The sequence below is a fragment of the Catenuloplanes atrovinosus genome (genome assembly GCF_031458235.1).
Lineage (GTDB): Bacteria > Actinomycetota > Actinomycetes > Mycobacteriales > Micromonosporaceae > Catenuloplanes > Catenuloplanes atrovinosus.
In genome coordinates, this window is sequence record NZ_JAVDYB010000001.1 from 5898015 (window position 1) to 5921283 (window position 23269).

General features: G+C 73.0%; 23 protein-coding genes. 12 read left to right on the top strand and 11 right to left on the bottom strand.

Annotated elements, in window-relative coordinates:
- Positions 1-303 precede the first annotated feature (303 nt).
- The gene (locus J2S41_RS26075; protein ID WP_310371383.1) at positions 304-2829 is read right to left on the bottom strand and encodes an ABC transporter permease; all 2526 of its coding nucleotides are present in this window, start codon (positions 2827-2829) and stop codon (positions 304-306) included.
- Positions 2830-2966: 137 nt separating this feature from the next.
- Between J2S41_RS26075 and J2S41_RS26080 the strand changes: the two genes are divergently transcribed.
- Together J2S41_RS26080 and J2S41_RS26085 are read left to right on the top strand one after the other, a co-directional pair.
- Complete coding sequence (locus J2S41_RS26080; protein ID WP_310371384.1) at positions 2967-3890, top strand: SMP-30/gluconolactonase/LRE family protein; 924 nt, start codon at positions 2967-2969, stop codon at positions 3888-3890.
- 138 nt (positions 3891-4028) lie between these two features.
- A complete protein-coding gene (locus J2S41_RS26085; protein WP_310371386.1) occupies positions 4029-4940 on the top strand; it encodes a cation diffusion facilitator family transporter in 912 nt (303 codons plus the stop codon).
- Positions 4941-4947: 7 nt separating this feature from the next.
- On the opposite strand, the gene J2S41_RS26090 is transcribed toward J2S41_RS26085, so the two are convergent.
- Complete coding sequence (locus J2S41_RS26090) at positions 4948-5721, bottom strand: hypothetical protein (RefSeq protein ID WP_310371388.1); 774 nt, start codon at positions 5719-5721, stop codon at positions 4948-4950.
- Positions 5722-5925: 204 nt separating this feature from the next.
- Here J2S41_RS26090 and J2S41_RS26095 point away from each other — a divergent pair, with 204 nt between their 5' ends.
- Both J2S41_RS26095 and surE read left to right on the top strand, forming a co-directional pair.
- Positions 5926-6402: a hypothetical protein gene (locus J2S41_RS26095; RefSeq protein ID WP_310371390.1), complete on the top strand. Its 477-nt coding sequence runs from the start codon at positions 5926-5928 to the stop codon at positions 6400-6402.
- A gap of 10 nt (positions 6403-6412) precedes the next feature.
- On the top strand, positions 6413-7210 hold the full coding sequence (gene surE, locus J2S41_RS26100; protein ID WP_310371392.1) for a 5'/3'-nucleotidase SurE: 798 nt from the start codon (positions 6413-6415) through the stop codon (positions 7208-7210).
- Here the strand turns inward: surE and J2S41_RS26105 are convergent.
- Both J2S41_RS26105 and J2S41_RS26110 read right to left on the bottom strand, forming a co-directional pair.
- Positions 7164-8009, bottom strand: coding sequence for a serine/threonine-protein kinase (locus J2S41_RS26105; protein ID WP_310371394.1), 846 nt, complete (start codon positions 8007-8009; stop codon positions 7164-7166). The two genes, surE and J2S41_RS26105, sit on opposite strands and share 47 nt — an antisense overlap.
- A 58-nt stretch (positions 8010-8067) precedes the next feature.
- Entirely contained in the window at positions 8068-8427 is a 360-nt protein-coding gene (locus J2S41_RS26110; protein WP_306826585.1) for an STAS domain-containing protein, read from the bottom strand.
- Positions 8428-9138: 711 nt separating this feature from the next.
- Between J2S41_RS26110 and J2S41_RS26115 the strand changes: the two genes are divergently transcribed.
- The 3 genes from J2S41_RS26115 to J2S41_RS26125 all read left to right on the top strand — a co-directional run bounded on the left by J2S41_RS26115 (position 9139) and on the right by J2S41_RS26125 (position 10777).
- Positions 9139-9543 (top strand): hypothetical protein, encoded by a 405-nt coding sequence (locus J2S41_RS26115; RefSeq protein WP_310371396.1) that lies wholly within the window; start codon positions 9139-9141, stop codon positions 9541-9543.
- 117 nt (positions 9544-9660) lie between these two features.
- Positions 9661-9921, top strand: a complete 261-nt coding sequence (locus J2S41_RS26120; RefSeq protein WP_310371398.1) for a transcriptional regulator — start codon at positions 9661-9663, stop codon at positions 9919-9921.
- A 49-nt stretch (positions 9922-9970) separates the two neighbouring features.
- Positions 9971-10777 carry an ABC transporter ATP-binding protein gene (locus J2S41_RS26125; RefSeq protein WP_310371400.1) on the top strand — a complete coding sequence of 269 codons (807 nt, stop codon included), beginning with the start codon at positions 9971-9973 and terminating at the stop codon, positions 10775-10777.
- A 22-nt stretch (positions 10778-10799) separates the two neighbouring features.
- Here J2S41_RS26125 and J2S41_RS26130 read toward each other — a convergent pair whose 3' ends face one another.
- The gene (locus tag J2S41_RS26130; RefSeq protein WP_310371402.1) at positions 10800-12113 is read right to left on the bottom strand and encodes an MFS transporter; all 1314 of its coding nucleotides are present in this window, start codon (positions 12111-12113) and stop codon (positions 10800-10802) included.
- Positions 12114-12231: 118 nt separating this feature from the next.
- Here J2S41_RS26130 and J2S41_RS26135 point away from each other — a divergent pair, with 118 nt between their 5' ends.
- Both J2S41_RS26135 and J2S41_RS26140 read left to right on the top strand, forming a co-directional pair.
- Positions 12232-12846: a 5-oxoprolinase subunit B family protein gene (locus J2S41_RS26135; protein WP_310371404.1), complete on the top strand. Its 615-nt coding sequence runs from the start codon at positions 12232-12234 to the stop codon at positions 12844-12846.
- A 6-nt stretch (positions 12847-12852) separates the two neighbouring features.
- A complete protein-coding gene (locus J2S41_RS26140; protein WP_310371405.1) occupies positions 12853-13716 on the top strand; it encodes a 5-oxoprolinase subunit C family protein in 864 nt (287 codons plus the stop codon).
- On the opposite strand, the gene J2S41_RS26145 is transcribed toward J2S41_RS26140, so the two are convergent.
- Complete coding sequence (locus J2S41_RS26145; protein WP_310371407.1) at positions 13694-14599, bottom strand: AraC family transcriptional regulator; 906 nt, start codon at positions 14597-14599, stop codon at positions 13694-13696. The genes J2S41_RS26140 and J2S41_RS26145 overlap by 23 nt on opposite strands.
- Positions 14600-14689: 90 nt before the next feature.
- On the opposite strand from J2S41_RS26145, the gene J2S41_RS26150 reads away from it, so the two are divergent.
- On the top strand, positions 14690-15730 hold the full coding sequence (locus tag J2S41_RS26150; RefSeq protein WP_310371409.1) for an acyl-CoA dehydrogenase family protein: 1041 nt from the start codon (positions 14690-14692) through the stop codon (positions 15728-15730).
- Here J2S41_RS26150 and J2S41_RS26155 read toward each other — a convergent pair.
- The 4 genes from J2S41_RS26155 to J2S41_RS26170 form a co-directional block, all read right to left on the bottom strand.
- Complete coding sequence (locus J2S41_RS26155; RefSeq protein WP_310371411.1) at positions 15722-16138, bottom strand: hypothetical protein; 417 nt, start codon at positions 16136-16138, stop codon at positions 15722-15724. The two genes, J2S41_RS26150 and J2S41_RS26155, sit on opposite strands and share 9 nt — an antisense overlap.
- Positions 16139-16183: 45 nt before the next feature.
- Positions 16184-16930, bottom strand: a complete 747-nt coding sequence (locus J2S41_RS26160; protein ID WP_310371413.1) for a TIGR03089 family protein — start codon at positions 16928-16930, stop codon at positions 16184-16186.
- A gap of 12 nt (positions 16931-16942) precedes the next feature.
- Positions 16943-17635, bottom strand: a complete 693-nt coding sequence (locus tag J2S41_RS26165) for a GntR family transcriptional regulator (protein WP_310371415.1) — start codon at positions 17633-17635, stop codon at positions 16943-16945.
- 67 nt (positions 17636-17702) lie between these two features.
- Positions 17703-17894 (bottom strand): hypothetical protein, encoded by a 192-nt coding sequence (locus tag J2S41_RS26170; protein ID WP_310371418.1) that lies wholly within the window; start codon positions 17892-17894, stop codon positions 17703-17705.
- Positions 17895-17911: 17 nt separating this feature from the next.
- Between J2S41_RS26170 and J2S41_RS26175 the strand changes: the two genes are divergently transcribed.
- Positions 17912-18565, top strand: coding sequence for a hypothetical protein (locus tag J2S41_RS26175; RefSeq protein ID WP_310371419.1), 654 nt, complete (start codon positions 17912-17914; stop codon positions 18563-18565).
- 48 nt (positions 18566-18613) lie between these two features.
- Here the strand turns inward: J2S41_RS26175 and J2S41_RS26180 are convergent, their stop codons facing one another.
- Positions 18614-19066 carry a hypothetical protein gene (locus tag J2S41_RS26180; RefSeq protein WP_310371421.1) on the bottom strand — a complete coding sequence of 151 codons (453 nt, stop codon included), beginning with the start codon at positions 19064-19066 and terminating at the stop codon, positions 18614-18616.
- A gap of 223 nt (positions 19067-19289) precedes the next feature.
- On the opposite strand from J2S41_RS26180, the gene hrpA reads away from it, so the two are divergent.
- Positions 19290-23228 (top strand): ATP-dependent RNA helicase HrpA, encoded by a 3939-nt coding sequence (gene hrpA / locus J2S41_RS26185; RefSeq protein ID WP_310371422.1) that lies wholly within the window; start codon positions 19290-19292, stop codon positions 23226-23228.
- Positions 23229-23269: the final 41 nt, after the last annotated feature.

A 23269-nucleotide genomic window follows, 5' to 3' on the forward strand; every position in this document is an offset into this window, starting at 1 on the left:
GCAAAGGCAGCGCTCGTGGCGACCACCCCTTTGTCGGTTGGGGACGGGATTGCTTCGAATACCTGGGATATGTCGTAGCCCTCCTTACCAACTCGGCCTCCGGAGCCGGAACGCGTGAACGCCCTCGCCTGTCGGCGACACGGGGAGCGCATCCGGCGCCTCTTGCCCGCTCGTCATGCTCTCGGTCATCACCAGCGAGCTTTCTAGACAAAGACTAGATCCGCCGCAGGCAAATATCTAGCCCCGGTACGGTAGATTTTTTGTTCCACTGATCAACGGTTTATTGACCGGACGATTGAAGGATCAAGCGTCGGAGAGCGCAGACACCACGGACGCGCGCGCCGCCCGCCGGGCCGGGAGCACGGCCGCGACCAGCGCGGACAGCGTCGCGACCAGCGCGAACAGGGCTAGCTGGCCGACCGGCAGGACCGGTGCTCCACTCCCGTACGCGCTGATCAGCCCGAGCGACGCGGCCCAGCCGGTGGCGGCGCCGAAGACCACGCCGGTCAGCGCGCCGACCAGCGCCATCAGTGCGGCCTCGCTCAGCAGCGTGGCGCGCAGCTGCGCGCGGGTCAGGCCGAGCGCGCGCAGCGTCGCGGACTCGCGGGTGCGCTCGAAGACGGACAGCGACAGCGTGTTGCCGATCCCGAACAGCGCGATCAGCACGGACATGCCGAGCAGCGCGGCGAAGATGGCCAGCAGCTCGTCCAGTGACGCGGAGAGCGACTCGGCCTGGTCCGCCGCGCTCTCCACCTGCACGAGGGGATATCCGGCCAGCGCCGCGTCCACCACCCGGCGCGCCGCGTCGGTGGTCGTGCCGGCGGCCACGTCGATCAGCACCCGGTTCGGCTGCCCCGCCCCGTACGCGGCGGTGAACCCGTCCCAGGAGAGCATGACCGAGGCGTCCAGCGGCGCGTCGTCGTACAGCGCGATGATCCTGACCGTGCCGCCGCCCGGGAGCGTGAGCCGATCGCCCAGCCCGGCCCCGCGCGCGGTGGCGTAGTCGCGCTGCACGGCCGCGGTGCCGACCGTCAGCGCGCCCAGGTCGCCCTCCTTGACCTCGGGCCGCACCTCGCCCGAGGTGGCCCACACCGCGCCGTCGCCGTGGAAGTCCGGGTCGGTCTCCCGGGACGCCAGCCGGGCCGGCGCCACCGTGGCCAGCTCCGGCCGCGCGGCGAGCGCGTCGATCGCGGCCCGCGGTACGCCGTCCGCCGCGGTGACCGGCCCGTCCACGTTCACCCGCTTGGGCGTCAGCACGAAGTCGACCGGGAAGTTCTCGGTGAGTTCCCGCCCGGCCTGGTCGCGCGCGGTGGCCAGCAGCACGCTGAACAGCGACATCAGCGTCACACCGATCATCAGCGCGCTCGTGGTGGCCGCCACGCGGCGCGGGTTCCGGTACGCGTTCAGCGTGGCCAGCCGCACCGGCACGCCGAACACCCGGGCCGGTAGCGCGCCCAGCGCCCGGATCACCCGCCCGATCACCAGTGGTGCGCCGGCCACCATGCCCAGGAAGATCAGCATCGCGCCGCCCAGCACCAGCGGCAGCCCGGCGAAGTCCAGCCCCAGCCCGGCCAGCGCGATCAGCAGCCCGAGCCCGGCGGGCACCGCGCAGGCCACCGCGCGGGCGCGCCGCCCGGTCTCCCGGTGCTCGCGCGTGCCCGCGTCGCGCAGCGCGGTCAGCGGCGGCACCCGGCTCGCCGCGACCGCCGGCACCAGCGCGCCGAGCAGCGTCAGCGCGGTGCCGAAGCCGACCGCGACCAGTACGGTCGGCCAGCGCAGCACCAGCGGGTGGTCCGGGATCGAGGTGGCGACCAGTTCGCGGGAGAGGAGCAGGCCCCAGCCGACCACCAGGCTGGCCAGCACGCCGCCGAGCGAGGCGAGCACGCCGAGCACGGACGCCTCGATCAGCACCGTGCCGAGCACCTGCGGGCGGGACGCGCCGACGCAGCGCAGCAGCGCGAGTTCCCGGGCGCGCTGCGCGGCCAGCACCGCGAACGTGTTGTAGATGACGAACCCGGAGACGGTCAGCGCGACCAGGCCGAACCCGATCAGTACGGAGAGGAAGCCGTCCACGTACTTGGCGGCCTCGGTGGCCAGCTCCGCGGCGAGTTCGTCGCCGGTCATGGTCCAGCCGCCCGGCACCGCCGCGCGGACCCGCGCGCGCAGTTCCTCCTGGCTGACGCCGGGCGCCGCGGTGGCCACCACCTGGGTGTACCGGTTCGTGTTGGTGATCCGGAGCAGGTCGGCGTCGGTGAGCGCGCCGACGGACGCGCCGCCGAAGAGCTTGTTGACGCCCAGGTCGAGCACGCCGACCAGGGTGAAGTCGACCGGCGCGCCGTCGGGGCCGACCAGCCGCACCACGCCGCCGAGCGTGAAGCCCTGCTGCTCGGCGGTCTGCCGCTCCACCGCGATCTCGCCGGTCCGCTCCGGTACGCGCCCCTCCGCCACGTCGAAGCGCGACAGGCCCGGGGAGGTGGGGACGGAGATGCCGTAGCCGACGTGCCCGCTGGTGATCAGCAGTTTGCCGTCCGCGCCGAGCATGCCCAGGTTCGCGATGACCCTGCCGTCCGCGGCGGCGACGCCGTCGACCGCGCGCACCCGGTCCAGCGTGTCGCGGTCGAGCAGGCTCCAGCCGGACTGGACCACCACGTCCACGTTCCGGGACGATTTCGCCAGGTCGTCGTAGAACGCGGCGCGCGCGGTGTCGCCGTAGACCAGCGAGCCGGCGAGGAAGCTCACGCCGACCACGATCGCGGCCGCGGTCATCAGCAGCCGGACCCAGTGCATCCTCAGGCCGGCGAGCGCGGTGCGGAGCAGCGGGAATCGCATCTGATGATCAACAGGCGGCACGGCGCCAAGTGTGGCCTCTCAACGTTGAACCGCCAAATAGCCGATCAGCTGCGGGAACCGGGCGGGCGGGGCATGATTCGGTACGGATCAGAGACGTCCATGGATGGAGTTGAAACATGCAACGCCGTACCGTTCTCTCGCTCGCCGCCGCCGTCCCCGCGGCCGCGCTCGTCGCGCCCGGCGCCGCGCACGCCCACGGCGGGCGCACCGTCACCACCATCGACCTGCCGGCCGGCTGGCAGCCCGAGGGCATCGCGATCGGTGACCGCCCGTACGCCTACTTCGGCTCCCGGGTCAGCGGGTCGATCTACCGCGCCAGCCTGCGTACCGGCGAGGGCGAGGTCTTCAGCGAGGGCCCCGGCACGCCGTCGCTCGGCCTGAAGCTCGACGACCGGAACCGGCTGTTCGTCGCCGGCGGCACCGGCGGCGACGCGCGCGTCATCGACGCCCGCTCGGGCCGGGTGCTGAAGTCCTACCGGCTCGCCGCCGCCGGCGCGTTCGTCAACGACGTGGTGCTGACCGGCGACGGCGCCTGGTTCACCGACTCGTACAACCCGGTGCTCTACCGGCTGACCCTCGGCCGGCGCGGCGAGCTGCCCGCGTCCGCCACCTCGCTGCCGCTGACCGGCATCACGTTCACGCCCGGCGGTGTCAACGCCAACGGGATCACGCTCACGCCGGACCGCCGCGCGCTGCTGGTGGTGCACTCCCCCACCGGCGTGCTGTACCGGGTGGACCCGCGCACCGGCGCCGCGGTCGCGGTCGACCTGGGCGGCGAGACGCTGGTCAACGGCGACGGCCTGCTGCTGGAGGGCCGCACGCTCTACGCGGTGCAGAACCGGCGCAACGAGGTGGCGGTGGTCCGCGTCTCCCGCGACGGCACCTCCGGCCGGGTGGTCACCCGCGTCACGGACCCGAGCTTCGACGTGCCGGCCACGGTGGCCTCCTACGGCGACCGCCTGTGGTTCCCGAACGCGCGGTTCACCACGCCGCCCACGCCGGAGACGACCTACACCGCGGTCTCCATCCGGAAGCCGTGACCGCCGCGCGCGTGGCACCCGTCGGGCCCGGCGGGTGCCACGCGCGTGTCGACAGCGATTCCCAGTCCCATCTTTGCATACATAGCAATACGAACATATATTGCGTACGTGAGTGCGGGACGACGGAAGGTGTAGCTCGTGGGAGCGGGACACGACCACGGACACGCGCTGGCCGAGACCGGCCGGCGACACCGCGGCAGGCTGTGGACCGCCGTCGCACTGCTCGCCGGATTCCTGCTGGTGGAGGCGGTGGTGGCGGTCCTGAGCGGGTCGCTGGCGCTGCTCTCCGACGCCGGCCACATGTTCACCGACGTGCTCGGCATCGGCATGGCGCTGGCCGCGATGACCGCGGCGGCCAAGGCGACCGGCGGCGACCGGCACACGTTCGGGCTGTACCGGCTGGAGGTGCTGGCCGCGCTGGCGAACGCGGTGCTGCTCACCGGCGTCGCGGTCTACGTGCTGATCGAGGCGGTGCGCCGGCTCGGCGCGCCGCACGAGGTCGCCACCGGGCCGATGCTGCTGGTCGCGGTCGGCGGCCTGCTGGTCAACCTGGTCGCGTTCGCGCTGCTGCGGTCCGGCGCGAAGGAGAGCATCAACGTGCGCGGCGCGTACCTGGAGGTGCTCGGCGACCTGTTCTCGTCCGTCGGCGTGATCGTGGCCGCACTGATCATCTCCGCCACCGGCTGGTGGTACGCGGACCCGCTGGTCGCGGTGGCGGTCGCGGTGCTTATCGTGCCGCGCACCTGGAAGCTGGGCATGGCCGCGCTGCGCATCCTGGTGCAGGCGGCGCCGCCGCACCTGGACGTGAGCGCGGTGCGCACCAGGCTGGCCGCGGTCCCGGGCGTGTGCGACGTGCACGACCTGCACGTCTGGACGCTCACCTCCGGGATGGACGTGGCCAGCGCGCACCTGCGCCTGGACCCGGCCGCCGAGGCGGCGATGGTGCTGACCACGGCCCGGGAGGCGCTGCACCACGACTTCCACATCGACCACGCCACGCTCCAGCTGGAGCCGCAGACCCCGACGCCCTGCGGCCCCAGCTCCTGGTGAGGCGCGGTCAGCAGCCGATCCGGGCGCTACCGAGCGCCACGTCGTCATACCACAGCGTGTCGGCACCCTCGCCGTAGCTCTCCCAGCCGAGCCGGAAGTCGGTCAGCGCCGGCCGCCACGTCTTGGTCAGCCACTGCCGGTCCACGTCCGGCGTCGGCTCGCCATCCACCCGCAGGCCGGTCACCTCGGTGCCGTCCACCCAGGTGGTGAGCGTGCCCGCGGCGCCGTCGACGGCGAACTCGACGCAGGTCCAGACGTTCACCGGCAGCGGGCGGCTGAGCGCCACGCCGACCGGGCTCTGCTCGGGCAGCGTGGCGTCGTCGGACTGCCGGTTCCACTGCAACGCCGCGTTCTGCCCGCCCATTCGCAGGTCCCGGTTGCCGTCGTTGGTGTCGCGCATGGCCAGGAAGGTCACGTGCGCGGCCGGCAGCGGCGTGGTGTGCCGGACCCAGAAGCGGCCGAACCGCGCGCCGCTCAGGTCCGGCGCGGCGCGCACGAACACGTGGTTGCAGTAGCCGGCCGCGCCGGCCACCCTGATCGATCGGGTGCCGCTGTGCGCGACCGTGGTGTCCACGGTCGCGGTGCCGGTGCCGGAGCAGTCCTGGGACGTGACGGTCCAGGCGCCGGACGGCACGGTGCCGGTCTGCGACTCGAAGTCGTCGCAGAGCACCGCGGTCTCGCAGGCCGTGGCCGCGCCGGCGGCGGGTGCGACGGCCACCGCGGCCGCGGCCGCGAGCAGGGCCGCCGGGAGCGCGGCGAGGAGGAGACGTGGTGAAGCCAAGGGAGGATCCTTCCGGGGGGCCGCCGCGGGCGCGGCGGGGTGATCGGCGAGGACGCTGCCCGGCTCCCGAATCCATCGACGTTCATCATCGTATGCCCGGGTGCCCCTAAGGGCCAGCGGGGCGCGGTTGCGCCCGCCGTCGTACGGATGACGTCGTCCCCGGGATGACGCGGCCGCCCGCCGTACCCCGGGATGATCCGGGTCATGAACACACTGAACAGGCGCGCGCGGAAGACGCTGCTGACCGCGCACGTGGCGACCTCGGTCAGCTGGCTCGGCGCGGATCTGGTGCTGGTGGTGCTGGGCGCCGCGGCGCTGTCCGGCCGGGCCCCGGACGGGCTCTACCCGGTCGCCGCGCTGATCGGCGACTGGCTGCTGCTGCCGCTCACCGTCGCGATCTGGCTGATCGGCGTGGCGAACGCGGTGCTCACGCCGTGGGGGCTGCTCACGCACTGGTGGGTGACGGTCAAGTTGATCGTCACCACCGTGATGCTCGGGCTGGTATACCTGCTGCTCACGCCGGGTCTGCGGCAGGCCGCCGAGTCGGGCGCGGAGCTGGCCCGGGAGGACCGGCTGAACATGGTGGTGGCGCCGGGCGTCTCCGGCGCGCTGCTGATCTTCCTGATCGCGCTCTCCGTGTTCAAGCCGTGGGGACGGGTTAGGCGGGCCGCTCCGCGGTGACAATACGACCATGCGGGTTCTCATCACGAACGACGACGGGATCGACGCGATCGGGCTCCGGTCGCTGGCAGCGGCGGCGGTGAAGGCGGGCCACGAGGTGGTCGTGGCCGCGCCGCGCACGGAGCACAGCGGGTACAGCGCGGCGCTGATCGCCGCGCCGAACGACGACGGCCAGATCGTGGTCGAGCCGCACACCTTCGACGAGTTGCCGGACGTGCCGGCCTACGGTGTGGCCGCCTCGCCCGCGTTCATCGTGGTCCTGGCGCTGCGCGACGCCTTCGGCCGGGCGCCGGACGTGGTGCTCTCCGGCCCGAACCGGGGCGCGAACGCGGGCCACGCGGTGCTGCACTCCGGCACGGTCGGCGCGGCGCTGACCGCGGCGTCCGGCGGCCTGAGCGCGATCGCGGTCTCGCTGGACGTGGTCTCGCCGCTGGTCGACGGCGGCTCGCTCCAGGCGCTCAGCGAGGTGGGCGACGACCGGCGGCACTGGGACACCGCGGCCACCGCCGCGGTGAACCTGCTGGCCACGCTGACCGGGCTGCCGGCCGGCAGCGTGCTCAACCTCAACGTCCCGGACGTGCCGGCGGAGGAGCTCAAGGGGGTACGCCGCGCCGCGCCGGCCGGCTTCGGCCAGGTGTCCGTGGCGCTGGAGGAGTCCGGCGAGGGTTACCTGCGCACCGGGATGCGGATCAGCCAGGAGCGGGCCGCGCCCGGCACCGACCTGGCGCTGCTGGCGGACGGATTCGCCACGGTCACGCCGCTCACCTCCGTGGACGACGACCGGTCGGTGGAGCTGGCGCTGCCGTGAGCGCGCACCACAGCGTCACCGCGAACTCCGCGGCCGTGGGCCGTTCCGCGGGCCGCTTGCGCATGCTCCACCGGCAGGCCTCCGCGACCGCGCACGGCAGGCCGTCGATCGGCAGCACCGGCGTGGGCGCGAGCCCGTGCATCGGCCCGGCGAGCAGCGCGCCGGGCCGGGCCGCCGGGTACGGCGAGCGGCCGGTCAGCAACTGGTAGAGCAGCACGCCGGCGGCGTAGACGTCGTCGGCCGGGGACGGCGGCGGGCCGAGCCGGGCGCGCCGCTCCCCGTCCGGCTCGATCAGCGCGGCCAGGCCGAAGTCGACGATCTTGATGCCGTGCGAGGTGAGCATGACGTTCGACGGGTTGAGGTCGCGGTGCACCACGCCGCGCCGGTGCGCGGCGGCGAGCACGTCCGTGACGGTGGCGACGATCCGGACGGCCTCGCGCCAGGGCAGCGCTCCGCCGGCCACCCGCCCGGCCAGTGAGACGCCGGTGAGCAGCTCCATCGCCACGTACGGCACGGTGCGGCCGTCGGCCAGGCCGGCGTCGCCGTAGTCGTAGACGCGCGGGACGCCGGGGTGGCGGAGCCGATCGGTGATCCGGGCCTCGCGGCGCACGCACTCGCGCACCCACGGGTCACCGGAGGCGAGGACCTTGACCGCGGTCGCGCGCCCGTGCCAGGTGTCGATCGCGTGGTAGACGGTGGAGACGCCGCCCCAGGCGACGGGACCGATCAGCACGTATCGGCGGGCGAGGGCGGTGCCCATCCGCAGGGTCCGCCCGGCACCCGGCTGCGAGGAGGCCACGCATGGACTCTTCCGCAGTGGTGGATGCCGGGCAAGACTCCTTTCGGTGCCGGCGCGGTCAGGCGCCGGCGGGAGCCTCGGGCGCCGCGTCCGCGAAGTACGGCTCCGGCGCCCCGAACAGACCGAGCAGCCCGGTTACCCAGAGCTGCCGGTGGACGAACCTGCTGGGCTGCGTGACGGCCAGCTTGCAGCCGGTCACCTCCGCAGCCTGGAAGCCCGAGACGAGCGCGCTGATCCCGACCGAGTCGATGAAACTGACCAGTCGCATGTTCAGCTCGATGCGGGACGGGCGCCCCTTGGTGAGCACCGCCGAGACCGCTTCGCGGATCTCGTGTGCCGTGTCTACATCGATTTCTCCGCGCGGAGCGATCTCGACGACATCATTGGGGAGCATGGTCGTGACGATCGACAGGCTCACGCGAGCACCTCCACCCACACCCGATCTGACAAGGGGTTCTTCAGTACGCGGGCCGCGACCGAGCGTATTCCGCCACGAAGCCCGGTCGCTAGCCCCTGCCGCGCATGGCATTTTCACCGGCATGACGCCCCTAACCCCACGCCAAATCAGGAAAAACGCCCATATTGCATGTAAAGCATCACATCTCCGCGGGCTCGACCCCGTCCGGGCCCGCGACCCGCACCACCTTAGCGACAGCGAACCAACTCCGCCTGTGTGGAACCTGAGCGACAGGTCGAAGAAGGGTTCCCAGCGTGACGGACGGTGACAGAGGTTAGCAAGGGACGCCTGGCGTCCACCGTCCCATTTAGCAGGCGCCGCGAAAATTCCTCGCGCGGGATACTCACCCGATCGGGTCGGTCACCAGGTGATCCACCGGCCCGGACCCGCCGCGGGGGTACCCGATCGGGGTACCCGGCGCGCGGCGGCGTCCGGCGGCCAAGGGTGCGGCGACCGGAACCGACGATCACCGTATCCCGGCCGGCTCCGCCGCCCGCCGCAGACCTGCGCATTCGTGACGGCGCACACCCCGGCGTCCCGGCGCGGGCGAATCGGCGCGGACGGGTTTGCACCCCCCGATCGGGGGGCACCACCACCGCAGGGCTCGAAAAGATGTTGCACGGGCGCCGCTTTCTCTGGTGGCCGGCACGGACCTGGAGGAGGTAGAGCTTCATGGGAACCAACCTGCTTCACCGCAAGAGCAAGACCGAGAGGGCGACCCAGCAGGCCTGGGACTACCTCAAGCACACGGTGGAGTCGGCCGGAGACCTGGCCGGCAGCACCCGGAGCACGATGAGCTCCACGGTGAGCTCCGCGGCCGGCACGATCGGCGCGGCCACGAGCGAGGCCAAGTACCGCGCTCAGGCCGCACTGGACGCGCTCGCCGGTCGGCGCCCGGCTCTGCCGTGGACGCTGATCGCGGGAGCGGCCGTGATCGGCGTGGTGGCCGGTTTCGCGGTGAGTGTCGCCGCGCGCCGGTCGCTGGCGGAGCGCCCGGTCGAGGACGAGATCGACGACGCCGACGAGGTCGTGGCGATCTACACCGGCGACCGCACCCCGGTCGGCCTCAACGACTGAGTGCCCCCTCCACCGGTGGTGCCCCGTTCCCCGCGAGGGAGCGGGGCAGCACCGGCTGCGGCCGTCCGTACCGGCGCCGGCTTCTGATCGTGATCGCCGGCCGATACGGTGTGGACCATGGCGAGCCGGCAGTCCCCCGAGGAGATCGTCCAGACCCGGCAGGTGTCGGTCGGCGCGGTGCTGGAGGGGCGCGCGGACCTGCGGTTCTACCACTACAAGCACCTGGCGGTGCTGTCCGACGGGAGCACCGAGCCGGAGCGGCTGGCGCGGCTGATGGCCGCGGTGGAGCACCTCGACGCGTACGGCTGGGAGTTGGTCACACTCTCCCCGTCGACGGACGCGCGGCGCCTGATCGCGGTCCTCCGCCGACGCGGTTGATCGCCTTGTTAGGCTAGCCTCACCTGATTCGCCATCCGGGAGGCTGACCGTGAGCAGACTGCGCGCCGAAGGGCTGACGCTGGCGTACGACGCGCGCACGGTCGCCACCGGGCTCAGCGTCGAGATCCCGGACAACTCGTTCACCGTGATCGTCGGGCCGAACGCGTGCGGCAAGTCCACGCTGCTCCGCGCGCTCTCCCGCATGCTCAGGCCGAAGACCGGCACGGTGCTGCTGGACGGCAAGGGCATCGGGTCGTACCCGGCCAAGGAGGTGGCCCGCCGCCTCGGCCTGCTCCCGCAGACCTCGATCGCGCCGGACGGCATCACGGTCGCGGACCTGGTCGGCCGCGGCCGGTTCCCGCACCAGCGCCTGCTGCGCCAGTGGTCCCGCGAGGACGAGCGGGTGGTGGGCGAGGCGATGGCCGCGACCGGCGTCGCCGAGCTGGCCGGCCGCGTGGTCGACGAGCTCTCCGGCGGCCAGCGACAGCGCGTGTGGCTGGCGATGGCGCTGGCCCAGCAGACCGACATCCTGCTGCTGGACGAGCCGACCACGTTCCTGGACATCACGCACCAGATCGAGGTGCTCGACCTCTGCGCCGACCTGCAGGAGGCCGGCCGCACCATGGTGGCGGTGCTGCACGACCTCAACCAGGCCTGCCGGTACGCCACCCACCTGATCGCCATGCGGGACGGCGCCATCGTGGCGCAGGGCGCCCCGGCCGACATCATCACGGCCGACCTGGTGCACGACGTCTTCGGCCTGCCGTGCCGCGTGGTCCCCGACCCGGAGTCGGGCACGCCGCTGGTCGTCCCGGCCGCCCGCCGCCGCCCCGCGCCGGTCACGATCGCGGCCTGACCGGCGCGGAGACGGCCGTGCCTCAGGACGCGGCCGCCGCCGGGGCGGGCTCGTCGTCCAGCGTGGACAGCCGCGAGGTCTCCGGCGCGAAGGCCAGCGCGACCAGCGTGAGCAGCAGGCACGCGGCCACGTAGGCGGAGACCGCCAGCGCGCCGCCGGTGGACCGGACCAGCTGGATCGCGATGATCGGCGCGAGCGCGCCGCCGAAGATGCCGGCGATCTGGTATCCCATCGACGCGCCGGAATAGCGCAGCCGGGTGGAGAACAGCTCGGCGACGAACGCCGCCTGCGGGCCGTACATGATCGCGTGGGTGGCCAGTGCGACCACCACGGTCAGCACGATGATCAGTGTGTTGCCGGTGTCCAGCAGCGGGAAGAACGCGAACGCCCACACCGCGCCGAGCACCGCGCCGCACGCGTAGACCGGGCGGCGGCCGACCCGGTCGGAGAGCCCGCCGAACAGCGGGATCAGCGCCAGTTGCAGCGCGGACGCGACCAGCACGCCGGTCAGCGCCACGGTGCGCGGCAGCCCGACCGTGCCGGTGACGTAGGTCAGCACGTACAGGCTGAACGTGTAGAACGCGACGTCGGTGCCGATCCGGGCGGCCATGGCGACCAGCAGGCCGCGCGGATGCAGGCGCAGCACCTCGACCAGCGGCAGGCGGGCCTTCGCGCCCTGCCGCTCCACCGCGGCGAACGCGGGCGACTCGGTGACCGAGACGCGAATCCAGAGCCCGACCAGCACCAGCAGCCCGGACAGCAGGAACGGGATGCGCCAGCCCCAGCCGAGGAACGCCTCCTCGGGCAGCACCGCGGAGAGCAGCCACAGCACGCCGGAGGCGAGCAGGTTGCCGGCCGGCACGCCGACCTGGGGCCAGGACGCGGAGAGGCCGCGGCGCGCGGGGTCGCCGTGCTCCAGCGACATCACCACCGCGCCGCCCCACTCCCCGCCGAGCCCGAGCCCCTGCAGGAATCGCAGGGACACAAGGAGGACGGGCGCGGCGACGCCGATGGTGGCGTACGTCGGAAGCAGCCCGATGAGAAAGGTGGCGCCGCCCATCAGGATCAGCGTGGCGACCAGCACCCCCTTGCGGCCGACGCGGTCCCCGAAGTGGCCGAAGACGATGCCGCCGAGCGGGCGGGCGACGAAACCCACCGCGTACGTCGTGAAGGCGAGCAGGGTGCCGGTGAGCGGCTCGAAGCTCGGGAAGAAGAGCCGGCCGAAGACGAGCGCGGCGGCCGAGGCATACAGGAAGAAGTCGTACCACTCCAGTGAGGTGCCGACCAGGCTGGCGATGATGACGCGGCGGGCTTCCTTCGGGTTGCGGGTCGTCATGGCGGGCTCCCTACGGGGATCGCGGATGCGTGTGCCGTATGCCACACTGTAGAAAATCGTAGAACGATTGAGCAATTCTCCAATATGAAGATGGTGTAACGGATAGAGGAGCGTGATCATGCAGGTGCGCCGGGCCGGACCGTCCGCCATCCTGATCGAGCTGCCCGGCACCGAGGCGGTCTCGGCCGCGTACGAGCTGCTCACCGGCCTGCGCGAGCGCGGCGACCTGACCGCGGCCGACATCGTGCCGGCCGCGCGCACCGTGCTGCTCGACGGCGTCCCCGATCCGGACCGGGTGTTCCGGCTGCTCCCCCGCGACCTGACGCCCGCCGCGGAGCCGGACGGCCAGAACACCACGATCACGATCACCACGCGGTACGACGGGGAGGACCTGGACGACGTCGCCCGGCTCTGGGGCACCGACCGGGCCGGCGTGATCGCGATCCACACCGGCACCGCGTTCCGCGTGGCGTTCTGCGGGTTCGCGCCCGGCTTCGCCTACCTGACCGGGCTCGGGCCGCGCCATCACGTGCCGCGCCGCCCGACGCCGCGCACCCGCGTGCCGGCCGGCACCGTGGCGCTGGCCGGGCCGTACAGCGGTGTCTACCCCACCGCGTCGCCCGGCGGCTGGCAGCTGATCGGCCGCACCCGGGCCGCGCTGTTCGACCTGGACCGCGACCCGCCCGCGCTGCTGACGCCGGGCGCGACCGTGCGCTTCGTCGAGGAGGCATGAGCGGGCTTGCGAGCGCTGGAGATCATCCGGGCCGGCGTCCGGACCACCGTGCAGGACCTCGGCCGCCCCGGCTACGCGCACCTCGGCGTGTCCCGCTCCGGCGCGCTCGACGCCGGCGCGCTGCGGCGGGCGAACCGGCTGGCCGGCAATCCGCCGGGCGCGGCCGGTCTGGAGATCACGCTCGGCGGCCTGCGGGCGCGCGCGACCGGCGCGCTGACGCTGGCGCTCACCGGCGCGCCCTGCCCGATCACCGTCGGCCGGCGGCCGGCGGACCCGGAGCTGCCGCTGGCGGTCCCGGCCGGCGCGGTGATCGAGATCGGGCACGCCACCGCGGGGTTGCGCGCCTACCTGGCGGTGGGCGGCGGGATCGCGGTCCCGCCGGTGCTCGGCAGCCGGTCCACGGACACGCTCTCCGGTCTCGGCCCGGCCCCGGTGCGCGACGGCGACGTGCTGCCGGTCGGGCCGGTCACCGCGCCGCCGCCGGGCGTGGACGTGGCGCCCCATCCCCCGCCGCCGGCCGCGCTCTGCCTGCGGGTCTGGTTCGGCCCGCGCGACGACTGGTTCACCGCGGCGGCGCGGCACACGCTGCTGAGCGCGGAGTACCGGGTGTCGCCGCAGACGGACCGGGTCGGCGCGCGGCTGACCGGCCCGGCGCTGGACCGCGCGGTCGACGGCGAGCTGCCCAGCGAGGGCCTGGTGCTCGGCGCGATCCAGGTACCGGCGGACGGGCAGCCGCTGGTCTTCCTGGCCGATCACCCGACCACCGGCGGCTACCCGGTGATCGGCGTGGTCGATCCGTCCGACGTGGACCGGCTCGGCCAGGCGCGGCCCGGCACGCCGGTCCGGTTCAGCCCGGCAGCGGCTCGCTGACCCGGCGGAACCGGCCGGGCGAGATGCCGAACTCGCGGCGGAACGCGCCCGCGAACGCGAACTCCGTGGCGTAGCCGACCTGGCGGGCGATCGCGGCCAGCGGCGCGTCCGTCTCGCGCAGCAGCTGTGCGCCCTGGTGCAGCCGGCGGCCGATCAGGTACGTCATCGGCGGCGTCCCGACCAGCGAGGTGAACCGCCGGGTGAACGCGGTCCGCGACATCCCGGCCGCGCGGCTGAGCCGCTCCACGGTCCACGGCGCCTGCGGGCTGTCATGGATCTCGCGCAGCGCGGCCGCGATCGCCGGGTCGCCGAGCGCGTCCCAGGCCGGTCCGGCCGCGCCCTGCCGCGCCTGCCAGAGCCGCAGCGCGTGCACCAGCATCAGGTCGACCAGCGCGGGCCGGGTGACCAGATGGCCGTCCCGGGGGGTGTCCAGGTCGTCGGTGAGCAGCTCGATCAGTGCGCCCAGCCTGGCCTCGCGCGCGTAGTCCGGCGAGACCAGCACCGCGTCCGGCAGCGAGCGCAGGAACCGGTGGATGCCGCCGCCGTGCTCCAGCCGGTAGATCCCGCACATCATGTCCACCGGCATCGGTGCGGGCGGCGGGTTCTGCAGGCCCATCGGCGCGGGCGGCAGCGCGGCCAGCGCACGCGGCTCCGGGGCGAAGCCGTGCGCGGCGCCGTGCGGGACCAGCGCGATGTCGCCGGCGCGCATCCGGGCGGGCGGGTCCGACTCGGTGATCAGCCAGCCGGTGCCGCGCAGCAGCACGTGGAACCCGACGCCCTCGCACGCCTCGAACCGGCCGGCGAAGGTGGCCGGCACCTGGGCGCGGCGTCCGTAGACCCGCCCGATGCGCAGGTCGTCGATGGCCTCGCTGATCACGTCCACGATTCCGGATGATATCCGGCGCACAGACGCGTATCGGCCGGGCACGATCGCGCATGGCCGGTCCGTACCGCCGCTGGTTGGCTTTTGATCATGGATGACCAGACGATCACGAGAGACCGGGCGGAGCAGGGCGAGGCCCGGGACCGGCTGACGGCGGAGACGATTGAGGCGATGCGGGCGGCCGGCGACTTCGCGCTGGCGGTGCCGGCCGAGGACGGTGGCCAGGGCGCGAGCGCGGAGACGATCCTGCGCCGCCTGATCGCGCTCGGCCGCGAGGACCCGTCCGCCGCCTGGGTGGCCGGCGTGAGCGTGACCAGCAAGGTGCTGGCCCGGCGGATGGCCCCGGACCCGGTGCGCACGGAGATCTTCGCGGACCCGGACGCGATCACCTGCGGCTCGGGCCGGCCGGAGTGCGGCCGGGGCACGCGCGAGGCGGACGGCACCGTGACCGTCACCGGCGCCTGGCCCAACGTCTCCGGCTGCGAGGACGCCGCCTGGGCCGGGCTGGCCCTGATGATCGACGACGTGCCGCACTTCGCGCACATCCCGGTCGCGGACCTGACCATCGACCGGACCTGGCGGGTGGCGGGCATGCGCGCCACCGGCAGTCACACCCTGGTCGCGGACCGGCTCGGCATCCCGGACGGGCGGGTGCGACCGTTCGTCCCGTTCGGCGTCAACGACGTGATGCTGTTCGGCCTGACCGTGCTGGGGCCGGTGATCGGCGGGGCGTACGGCGCGCTGGACACCGTGCGGGCCATGTTCGCCTCCGGGCGCAAGCCGTTCATGACCTCGTACGCCTCGATGGGCGAGTCGCCCGGTGCGCGGCACTGGCTGGCGGACGCCACCCACCTGATCGAGCGGGCCGAGCGCACCGCGTTCGCGGTGGCGGCCGCCTCGGACGGGGACGAGGTGCCGCGGTCCGACATGCCGCGCTGGCACCTGGAGGAGGCGACCGCCGCGCGCGACTGCCGGGCCGCCGTGGACCTGCTGCTCGACCTGCACGGCGCGAGCGGCTTCGGCACGGCGAACCCGTTGCAGCGCTTCTGGCGGGACGTCGCGGTCGGCAGCCGGCACCCGCACCTCAACCCGTACCTGGCGGTCGAGAACTACGGCAGGGCGCTAGCGTAGGTCGCGCTCGTCATCCGCGACCGGGCCGCCGAGCTCGCCGGTGCCGTAGCCGTCGAGGATCTCCAGCACGCGGCGGCCCCACCGCTCGTGCGCGGCCTGCCGGCTGGTCCCGGCCGCCTTGGCGATCACCTCCCAGGTGACGCCCCAGCGGCGCAGGCCGAGCACGATGAACAGCGGGTCCAGGTTCGCCGCGAGGCACAGCCGGAGCTGGACCAACTGGTTCGCCACCTCCCACTCGGCCTCCGCCGCACTGCCGGACCACTCCTCCCAGCCGGGGCCGCCGGGAATCCTGCGGCCGCCGAGCAGCGCGTCGGCCTGACGGGAGACCTCCAGGACGGCGGCCGAGGTCACGGCCGCGGTCGCCGCGGTCAGGTCGACCGCGAGTGCCATGTCGGATGCGTTCGTCATGACGTCAAGGTTGCCTTGACGCCGCACCCTGTGTCAAGGCAACCTTTACAAAACGCGCGTGACCCGCTCCGACTCCGCACGGGCGGCCAGCTTCTCCTTGTCCGCGTTCGCCACCAGCACGATCGACGCGCCCGCGGCCAGCGGCGCCAGCAGCCACTGCACCGGCTGCTCGTGCGCGCTCGCGTCGATCATGATCCGATCCCCGGACGTCAGGCCCGACTCGCCCGCGATGTGCCGGGCGATCTCGCCCCACTGCGCGAACGTGGTGCCGTCCGGGCTCGCCGGGTCCGTGGCGGCGGGCAGCGCGTACGGGCGGAACACGTCGCCGTGCACGCGCACCTCCGCGTTGAAGTCGCGATAGCCCTCCGGCACCTCGCGCATCGGCATCGCGAACGGGTGCATGCTCAGCACGAACCGCTCGTCCGCGTCCGGCACGGCCTCCAGGAAGCTGCGCGCCCGCTCGTGCGAGACGAAGGCCACGTCCGGCACGGCCGTGTCCGCGCCCAGGCCCGCGGTCGACCACGGCCGGTAGCCCACGGTCAGGCCCGCGGACCAGCCCGCCAGCAGGATCGCCGCGGTCTGCCAGTGCGGCGGCAGCAGCAGGTCCGCGCGGTTGCCCGGGCCCAGGCCGAGGCCGTCCACCAGCAGATTCGCGGTCTTGGACACCCAGTTGCCGAGCGTCACGCCGGACAGCTCGGTGCGCTCGCCGGTCGCGTCGTCGTAGTAGGTCAGCAGCGGGCGGGCCGGATCGGCCGCCACCGCGGCGGTGAAGATCGCTGGAACGTCGGACACTGTGGACTCTCCCTATCGGTCGGCCGCGGCGTAGGCGGCGAGCAACTGCTTCTCGGCGTCGTCGAAGTAGCGTTGCAGCGCCTCCTCGGCGGCCCGCACGTCGCCGGCCGCCAGCAGCTCGTAGAGCGCGCGGTTGCCCGCCACGTACGGCTCGTGCAACTGCCGCGGGTCCGCCACCACCAGGAACACCAGGCGCAGCTCGGCCAGCAGCGCGCGCACCGACTCCGCGACCCGGCGGCTGCCGGACAGGTCCGCGATCGCCTGGTGGAACCGCATGTTCGCGGTGCCGACCGCGCCCCAATCCGCGCGCGCCGCCGCGTCGTCCGCCGCCTCGATCGCCGCGCGGAGCCGCGCGACCGCCGCCGCGGGCACGGCGTCCAGGTTGCGCAGCGCCCCGCACTCCAGGATGCGCCGGATCGCGTACAGATCGCGGATGTCCGCGCTGGACAGCAGCCGCACGAAGACGCCGCGGTTGAGCTGGTGCTCCAGCAGCCCCTCGTGCGCGAGCAGCCGGAACGCCTCACGCAGCGTGTTCCGCGAGATGCCCAGCGCCTCGCGCAGGCTCTCCTCGCTCAGCCGCGTGCCGGGCCGGAACACGCCCTCGGTGATCCGCTGCCGAAGGACGTCCGCCACCCGCTCCGCGGTGCTCCCGCGATCGAGCAGCGCCCGGTCGCCCGCGAGTCGCGTACCCCACTCCTCGGTCACGACAGAATCGTAGAACAATCCCTATGATCCGCCCGCGTCCGGCGTGGTCGCGGAGGTCGGCGGGCGGTTACGAGTTCTCGATCTCGGCGTGCCGGGCGCGGAGGCGATCCTTGATCTCGTCCGGCGTGTACGCCCGGCGGCGTCGCTCCGCGCGGGCCACCACGATGCCGGTGGCGGCGACGCCGACCACCCCGGCCACACCGAGGATCTTCCAGAAGGGGAGCGCCTTGCCGGTCTGCCGCACCTTTGACCACTGCATCCACTTAGAGTAATGCGATGGCCGAAGGGACGAGCATCACCCTGGACGAGGCAGTCGATCTCGCTCGTACGGGTGACATGTGGGTTTTTCGCGGACGCAGCGCGGCCGACCGCGCTATCCAGACGCTGACCAACAGCCCGGTGAACCACGTGGGGATGGCCGTGGTCATCGAGGACATGCCGCCCCTGATGTGGCACGCGGAGCTGGGCCGGTCGCTGACCGACCTGTGGAGCGGCACCCACCAGCGCGGCGTTCAGCTGCACGACATGCGGCAGGCGGTGACGGTCTGGGGCATGCGGTACGGCCAGCGCGGCTGGCTGCGTCAGCTGGAGCCGGCCGTGACGCGCCAGATGGAGGACGCGGTACTGAAGACCATCGCGCGCCTGGACGGCACGCCGTTCCCGTCGACCGCGCAGCTCGCCATGCGGTGGGCGAAGGGCCGGGTGCCGAACATCCGGTTCCGCCGGAGCGAGCGCCAGGAGAACGAGCTGGAGAAGGCGTACTGCGCGGAGGTGGTGGCCGTCACGTACGAGGCGATGGGCCTGCTCCCGCCCGGCAAGCGGCCCAACTGGTACGACCCGGGCAGCTTCTGGTCCGGCGACGACCTCGAACTGCGACTCGGCTACAAGCTCGGCGACGAGATCGCGGTCGACATCCCGGGCGCGGAGTGATGGGGCGCCCCTCCGATGGAGGGGCGCCCCACGCGTGCGGCCGGCGGATCAGTCGCCGAGATCCACACCATCGGCCGGCGAGGCGGAGGCGGACGGCGTCGTGGTGTGCTCGGCCGGCGGGGTGGACGCCGGTGGCGTGGCGGTCACCGAGGCCGGCGGCGAGACGGACGGCGGCGTGGAGGGGGCGGCCGTGACCGGGCGCGGGCCCCAGGTCGGGCGCGCGGTGGTCGGGCCGGCGGTCGGCGTCAGGGGTGGCGCGGCCGGAGGCGTCCAGGCGTCGGCGATCTCGGAGACGCCGGTGGCACCCTCATCAACCGCGGCGGACGGCTCGACGGCCACGTAGACCGTGCTGATCGAGACGGACGGCACGGGCCGGGCGGGATCGCCGGGGACGGTCGCGTCGGCCTCCGCGCTCGCGAGCGTGCCACCGATCCAGACGGCCGGACCGAGCCCGAAGGCAACGATCGCGCCGAAGAACCAGGCCGGGCCTCCGCGTCTCATGGCCCCTCCCCAGGTCGGCCCCGATGAACGATCTTCGTCAGCGTATGTACCGCTTCTCGCGCTCGGCGAAGCATTTTTCAGTCGTCTTCGGCTGTGACACGTGCCGCACCCCGCGCGGGATGCGGCACCACCTGCCATGTGACACGTACCGCAGGGGTGCCCGGTTCGCCCGGCGGTAAACGAGTCGGGAAAATGCGAGGTCCGGCCTATCCTTGACGGCGGTATGCACACGAATCCCGCCGCCCTTCAGCAGCGCCTCCCCCACCTGATGCTCCGCGACGAGCGGCGGCTGCGCCGTCGGCTCGACGGTGTCCGCAAGGTCCGCGACCCGGAGTCCCGGGCGAAGGTCCTGGCGACCATCACCGCGGAGGTCGAGGCCGCGGAGGCCCGGATAGCCGCGCGCGCCGAGAGCCGGCCGGAGATCACCTACCCGGAGCAGCTCCCGGTCAGCGCGCTGCGCGACGAGATCCGCGACGCGATCCGGGACCACCAGGTGGTGATCGTGGCCGGCGAGACCGGCTCCGGCAAGACCACCCAGCTGCCGAAGATCTGCCTGGAGCTGGGCCGGGGCGTGCGCGGGCTGATCGGGCACACGCAGCCGCGGCGGCTGGCCGCCCGTACCGTGGCGGAGCGGATCGCGGAGGAGCTCAAGACCGGGCTGGGGCAGACCGTCGGCTTCAAGGTGCGCTTCTCCGACCAGGTCGGCGACGCCTCGATGGTGAAGCTGATGACGGACGGCATCCTGCTCGCCGAGATCCAGAACGACTGGAACCTCACCCAGTACGACACGCTGATCATCGACGAGGCGCACGAGCGCAGCCTCAACATCGACTTCATCCTGGGCTACCTGAAGCAGTTGCTGCCGCGCCGGCCCGACCTCAAGCTCGTGATCACCTCCGCGACGATCGACCCGGAGCGGTTCGCGGCGCACTTCGCGGACGCGACCGGAAAGCCCGCGCCGATCATCGAGGTCTCCGGCCGTACGTACCCGGTGGAGGTCCGCTATCGCCCGGTCGTGGACCCGGACGACGAGAACTCGGACCCGGACCGCGACCAGACCACCGCGATTCTCGACGCGGTGCGGGAGTTGCAGGGTGAGGGCCCGGGCGACATCCTGGTCTTCCTCAGCGGCGAGCGGGAGATCCGGGACACCGCGGACGCGCTGACCAGGCTGGACCTGAAGAACACCGAGATCCTGCCGCTCTACGCGCGGCTCTCCGTGGCCGAGCAGCACCGCGTGTTCGCGCCGCATCCCGGCCGCCGTGTCGTGCTCGCCACCAACGTGGCCGAGACCTCGCTGACCGTGCCCGGCATCAAGTACGTGATCGACCCGGGCACCGCGCGCATCTCCCGGTACAGCCACCGGCTCAAGGTGCAGCGGCTGCCGATCGAGCCGATCTCCCAGGCCAGCGCGAACCAGCGCAAGGGCCGCTGCGGCCGCGTCTCCGAGGGCATCTGCATCCGGCTGTACACCGAGGAGGACTTCCTCTCCCGGCCGGAGTTCACCGACCCGGAGATCCTGCGCACCAACCTGGCCTCGGTCATCCTGCAGATGACCGCGCTCGGGCTGGGCGACCTGGCCGCGTTCCCGTTCGTGGAGCCGCCGGACAAGCGCAACGTCAAGGACGGCGTCAACCTGCTGGAGGAACTGGGCGCGCTCGACCCGGTCGCGTTCGACCCGGCGAAGCGGCTCACCCCGCTCGGCCGCCGGCTGGCCGCGCTGCCGGTCGACCCGCGCCTGGCCCGGATGGTGCTGGAGGCGGAGAAGAACGGCGTGGTCCGCGAGGTCATGGTGATCGCGGCCGCACTGTCCATCCAGGACCCGCGCGAGCGCCCGCAGGACGCGCAGCAGCAGGCCCAGCAGCAGCACGCGCGGTTCACCGACAAGGACTCGGACTTCCTGACGTACTGGAACCTGTGGCGCTATCTGCGCGACCGGCAGAAGGAGCTGTCCGGCAACCAGTTCCGCCGGATGTGCAAGAAGGAATACCTGAACTACCTGCGCGTGCGCGAGTGGCAGGACATCTACGCGCAGCTGCGCGAGGCGATGGACGTGCCGCGCTCCGCCCCGGAGTCGGACGGCCTCGACTCGCAGAAGGTGCACACGTCGCTGCTGACCGGCCTGCTCTCGCAGATCGGGCTGAAGGACCCGGAGAAGCCGCAGGAGTACGTCGGCGCGCGCAACGCCCGCTTCGTCCTCTCCCCCGGGTCCGCGCTGTACCGGAAGTCACCGCGCTGGGTGATGGCCGCGGAACTGGTCGAGACGAACCGGCTCTGGGCCCGCGTCGCCGCCAAGATAGAGCCGGAGTGGGTCGAGCCGCTGGCCCAGCACCTGGTGAAGCGCTCCTACAGCGAGCCGCACTGGGAGAAGAAGCAGGGCGCCGTGGTGGCGATGGAGAAGGTCACACTGTACGGCGTGCCGCTCGTCGCGCAGCGGAAGGTCAACTACGGCCGGATCGACCCGGAGCTGAGCCGCGAGCTGTTCATCCGGCACGCGCTCGTCGAGGGCGACTGGCAGACCCAACACACGTTCTTCCACGCCAACCGCCGGCTCATCGAGGACGTCGAGGAGCTGGAGCAGAAGACCCGCCGCCGCGACATCGTGGTCGACGACGAGACGCTGTTCTCGCTCTACGAGGCGCGCATCCCGGCCGACGTGGTCTCCGGGCGGCACTTCGACTCCTGGTGGAAGAAGGAGTCGCGCACCAACCCGGGGCTGCTCACGTTCGACCGGCAGATGCTGATCAACGCGGGTGCCGGTGGCGTGGACGAGGCCGCCTACCCGGACGAGTGGGAGGTCGAAGGGCTCACGCTGCCGCTGACCTACCAGTTCGAGCCCGGCACCGAGGCGGACGGCGTGACCGTGCGCATCCCGCTGCCGGTGCTCAACCAGGTGCCGGTGGACGCGTTCGAGTGGCAGGTGCCGGGGCTGCGCGAGGAACTGGTCACCGCGCTGATCCGCGGGCTGCCGAAGGCGCTGCGCCGCAACTTCGTACCCGTACCCGATCATGCCCGGGCCGTGCTGGAGCGCGTCGGCCCGGACGACGGCCCGCTGCTGGAGACGCTGGAACGCGAGCTGCGCCGGATCACCGGCGTGACGATCCCGCCGGACGCGTGGGAGGTCGGCAAGCTCCCCGACCACCTGCGGATGACGTTCCGGGTGGTGGACGAGAAGGGTGCCACCGTCGGCGAGGGCAAGGACCTGCTCGCGCTGCGCACCCGGCTGCGCCCGCAGACCCGCCAGGTGCTCGCCGCCTCCGCGTCCAGCATCGAACGCACCGGGCTCACCACCTGGGACGTCGGCACGGTGCCGCAGACCTTCCAGAAGCAGAGCAACGGGTACGTGGTCCGCGCGTTCCCCGCACTGGTGGACGAGGGCAAGACGGTCGGCCTGCGGCTGTTCGACACCGAGCCGGAGCAGCGGCGCGCCATGTGGGCCGGCAACCGCCGCCTGCTGCTGCTCGCGCTGCCCGCCCCGGCCCGGTTCGTCGCCGACATGCCGAACTCGACGAAGCTCGCGCTCGCCCGCAACCCGCACGGCGGCTTCCCCGCGCTGCTCGACGACGTCATGGCCTGCGCGGTCGACAAGGCGATGGCCGACTTCGGCGGGCCGGCCTGGGACGCCGCCGCGTACGACACGCTGCTGACCAAGGTCCGGCAGGCGGTCGGCGACGTGGTCGCGGACATCGTCTCCTGGGTGCAGCGCATCCTGGGCGCCGCCTACGCCGCCGAACAGCGGATCGCCGCCACCGGCAAGGCCGCGTCCGGCGGCGGCATGGCCGCGATGGCCGTGGTCCCGGCGCTCAACGACGTGCGCGCGCAGCTGGCCGGGCTGGTGCACAAGGACTTCATCACCGAGACCGGGTGGCAGCGCCTGCCGGACCTGGTGCGCTACCTGCAGGGCATCGAGAAGCGGCTGGAGAAGCTGCCCGCCGGCGCGCAGCGCGACGGCCAGTTGCTCAAGCAGCTCGGCGAGGTGCAGAAGGAGTACCAGTGGCTGCTGGCCAACCAGCGCCCCGGCCGTCCCGCGGCCGAGCAGATCACCGAGATCCGCTGGATGATCGAGGAACTCCGGATCAACTACTACGCCCCCTCCCTCGGCACCCCCTCCCCCGTCTCCGACGTCCGCATCTTCCGCGCCATCGACACCATCCACCCCTGACCCCCCGCCCCCGCCCCCCCCTTTCCCTGCGCCGCGATCTA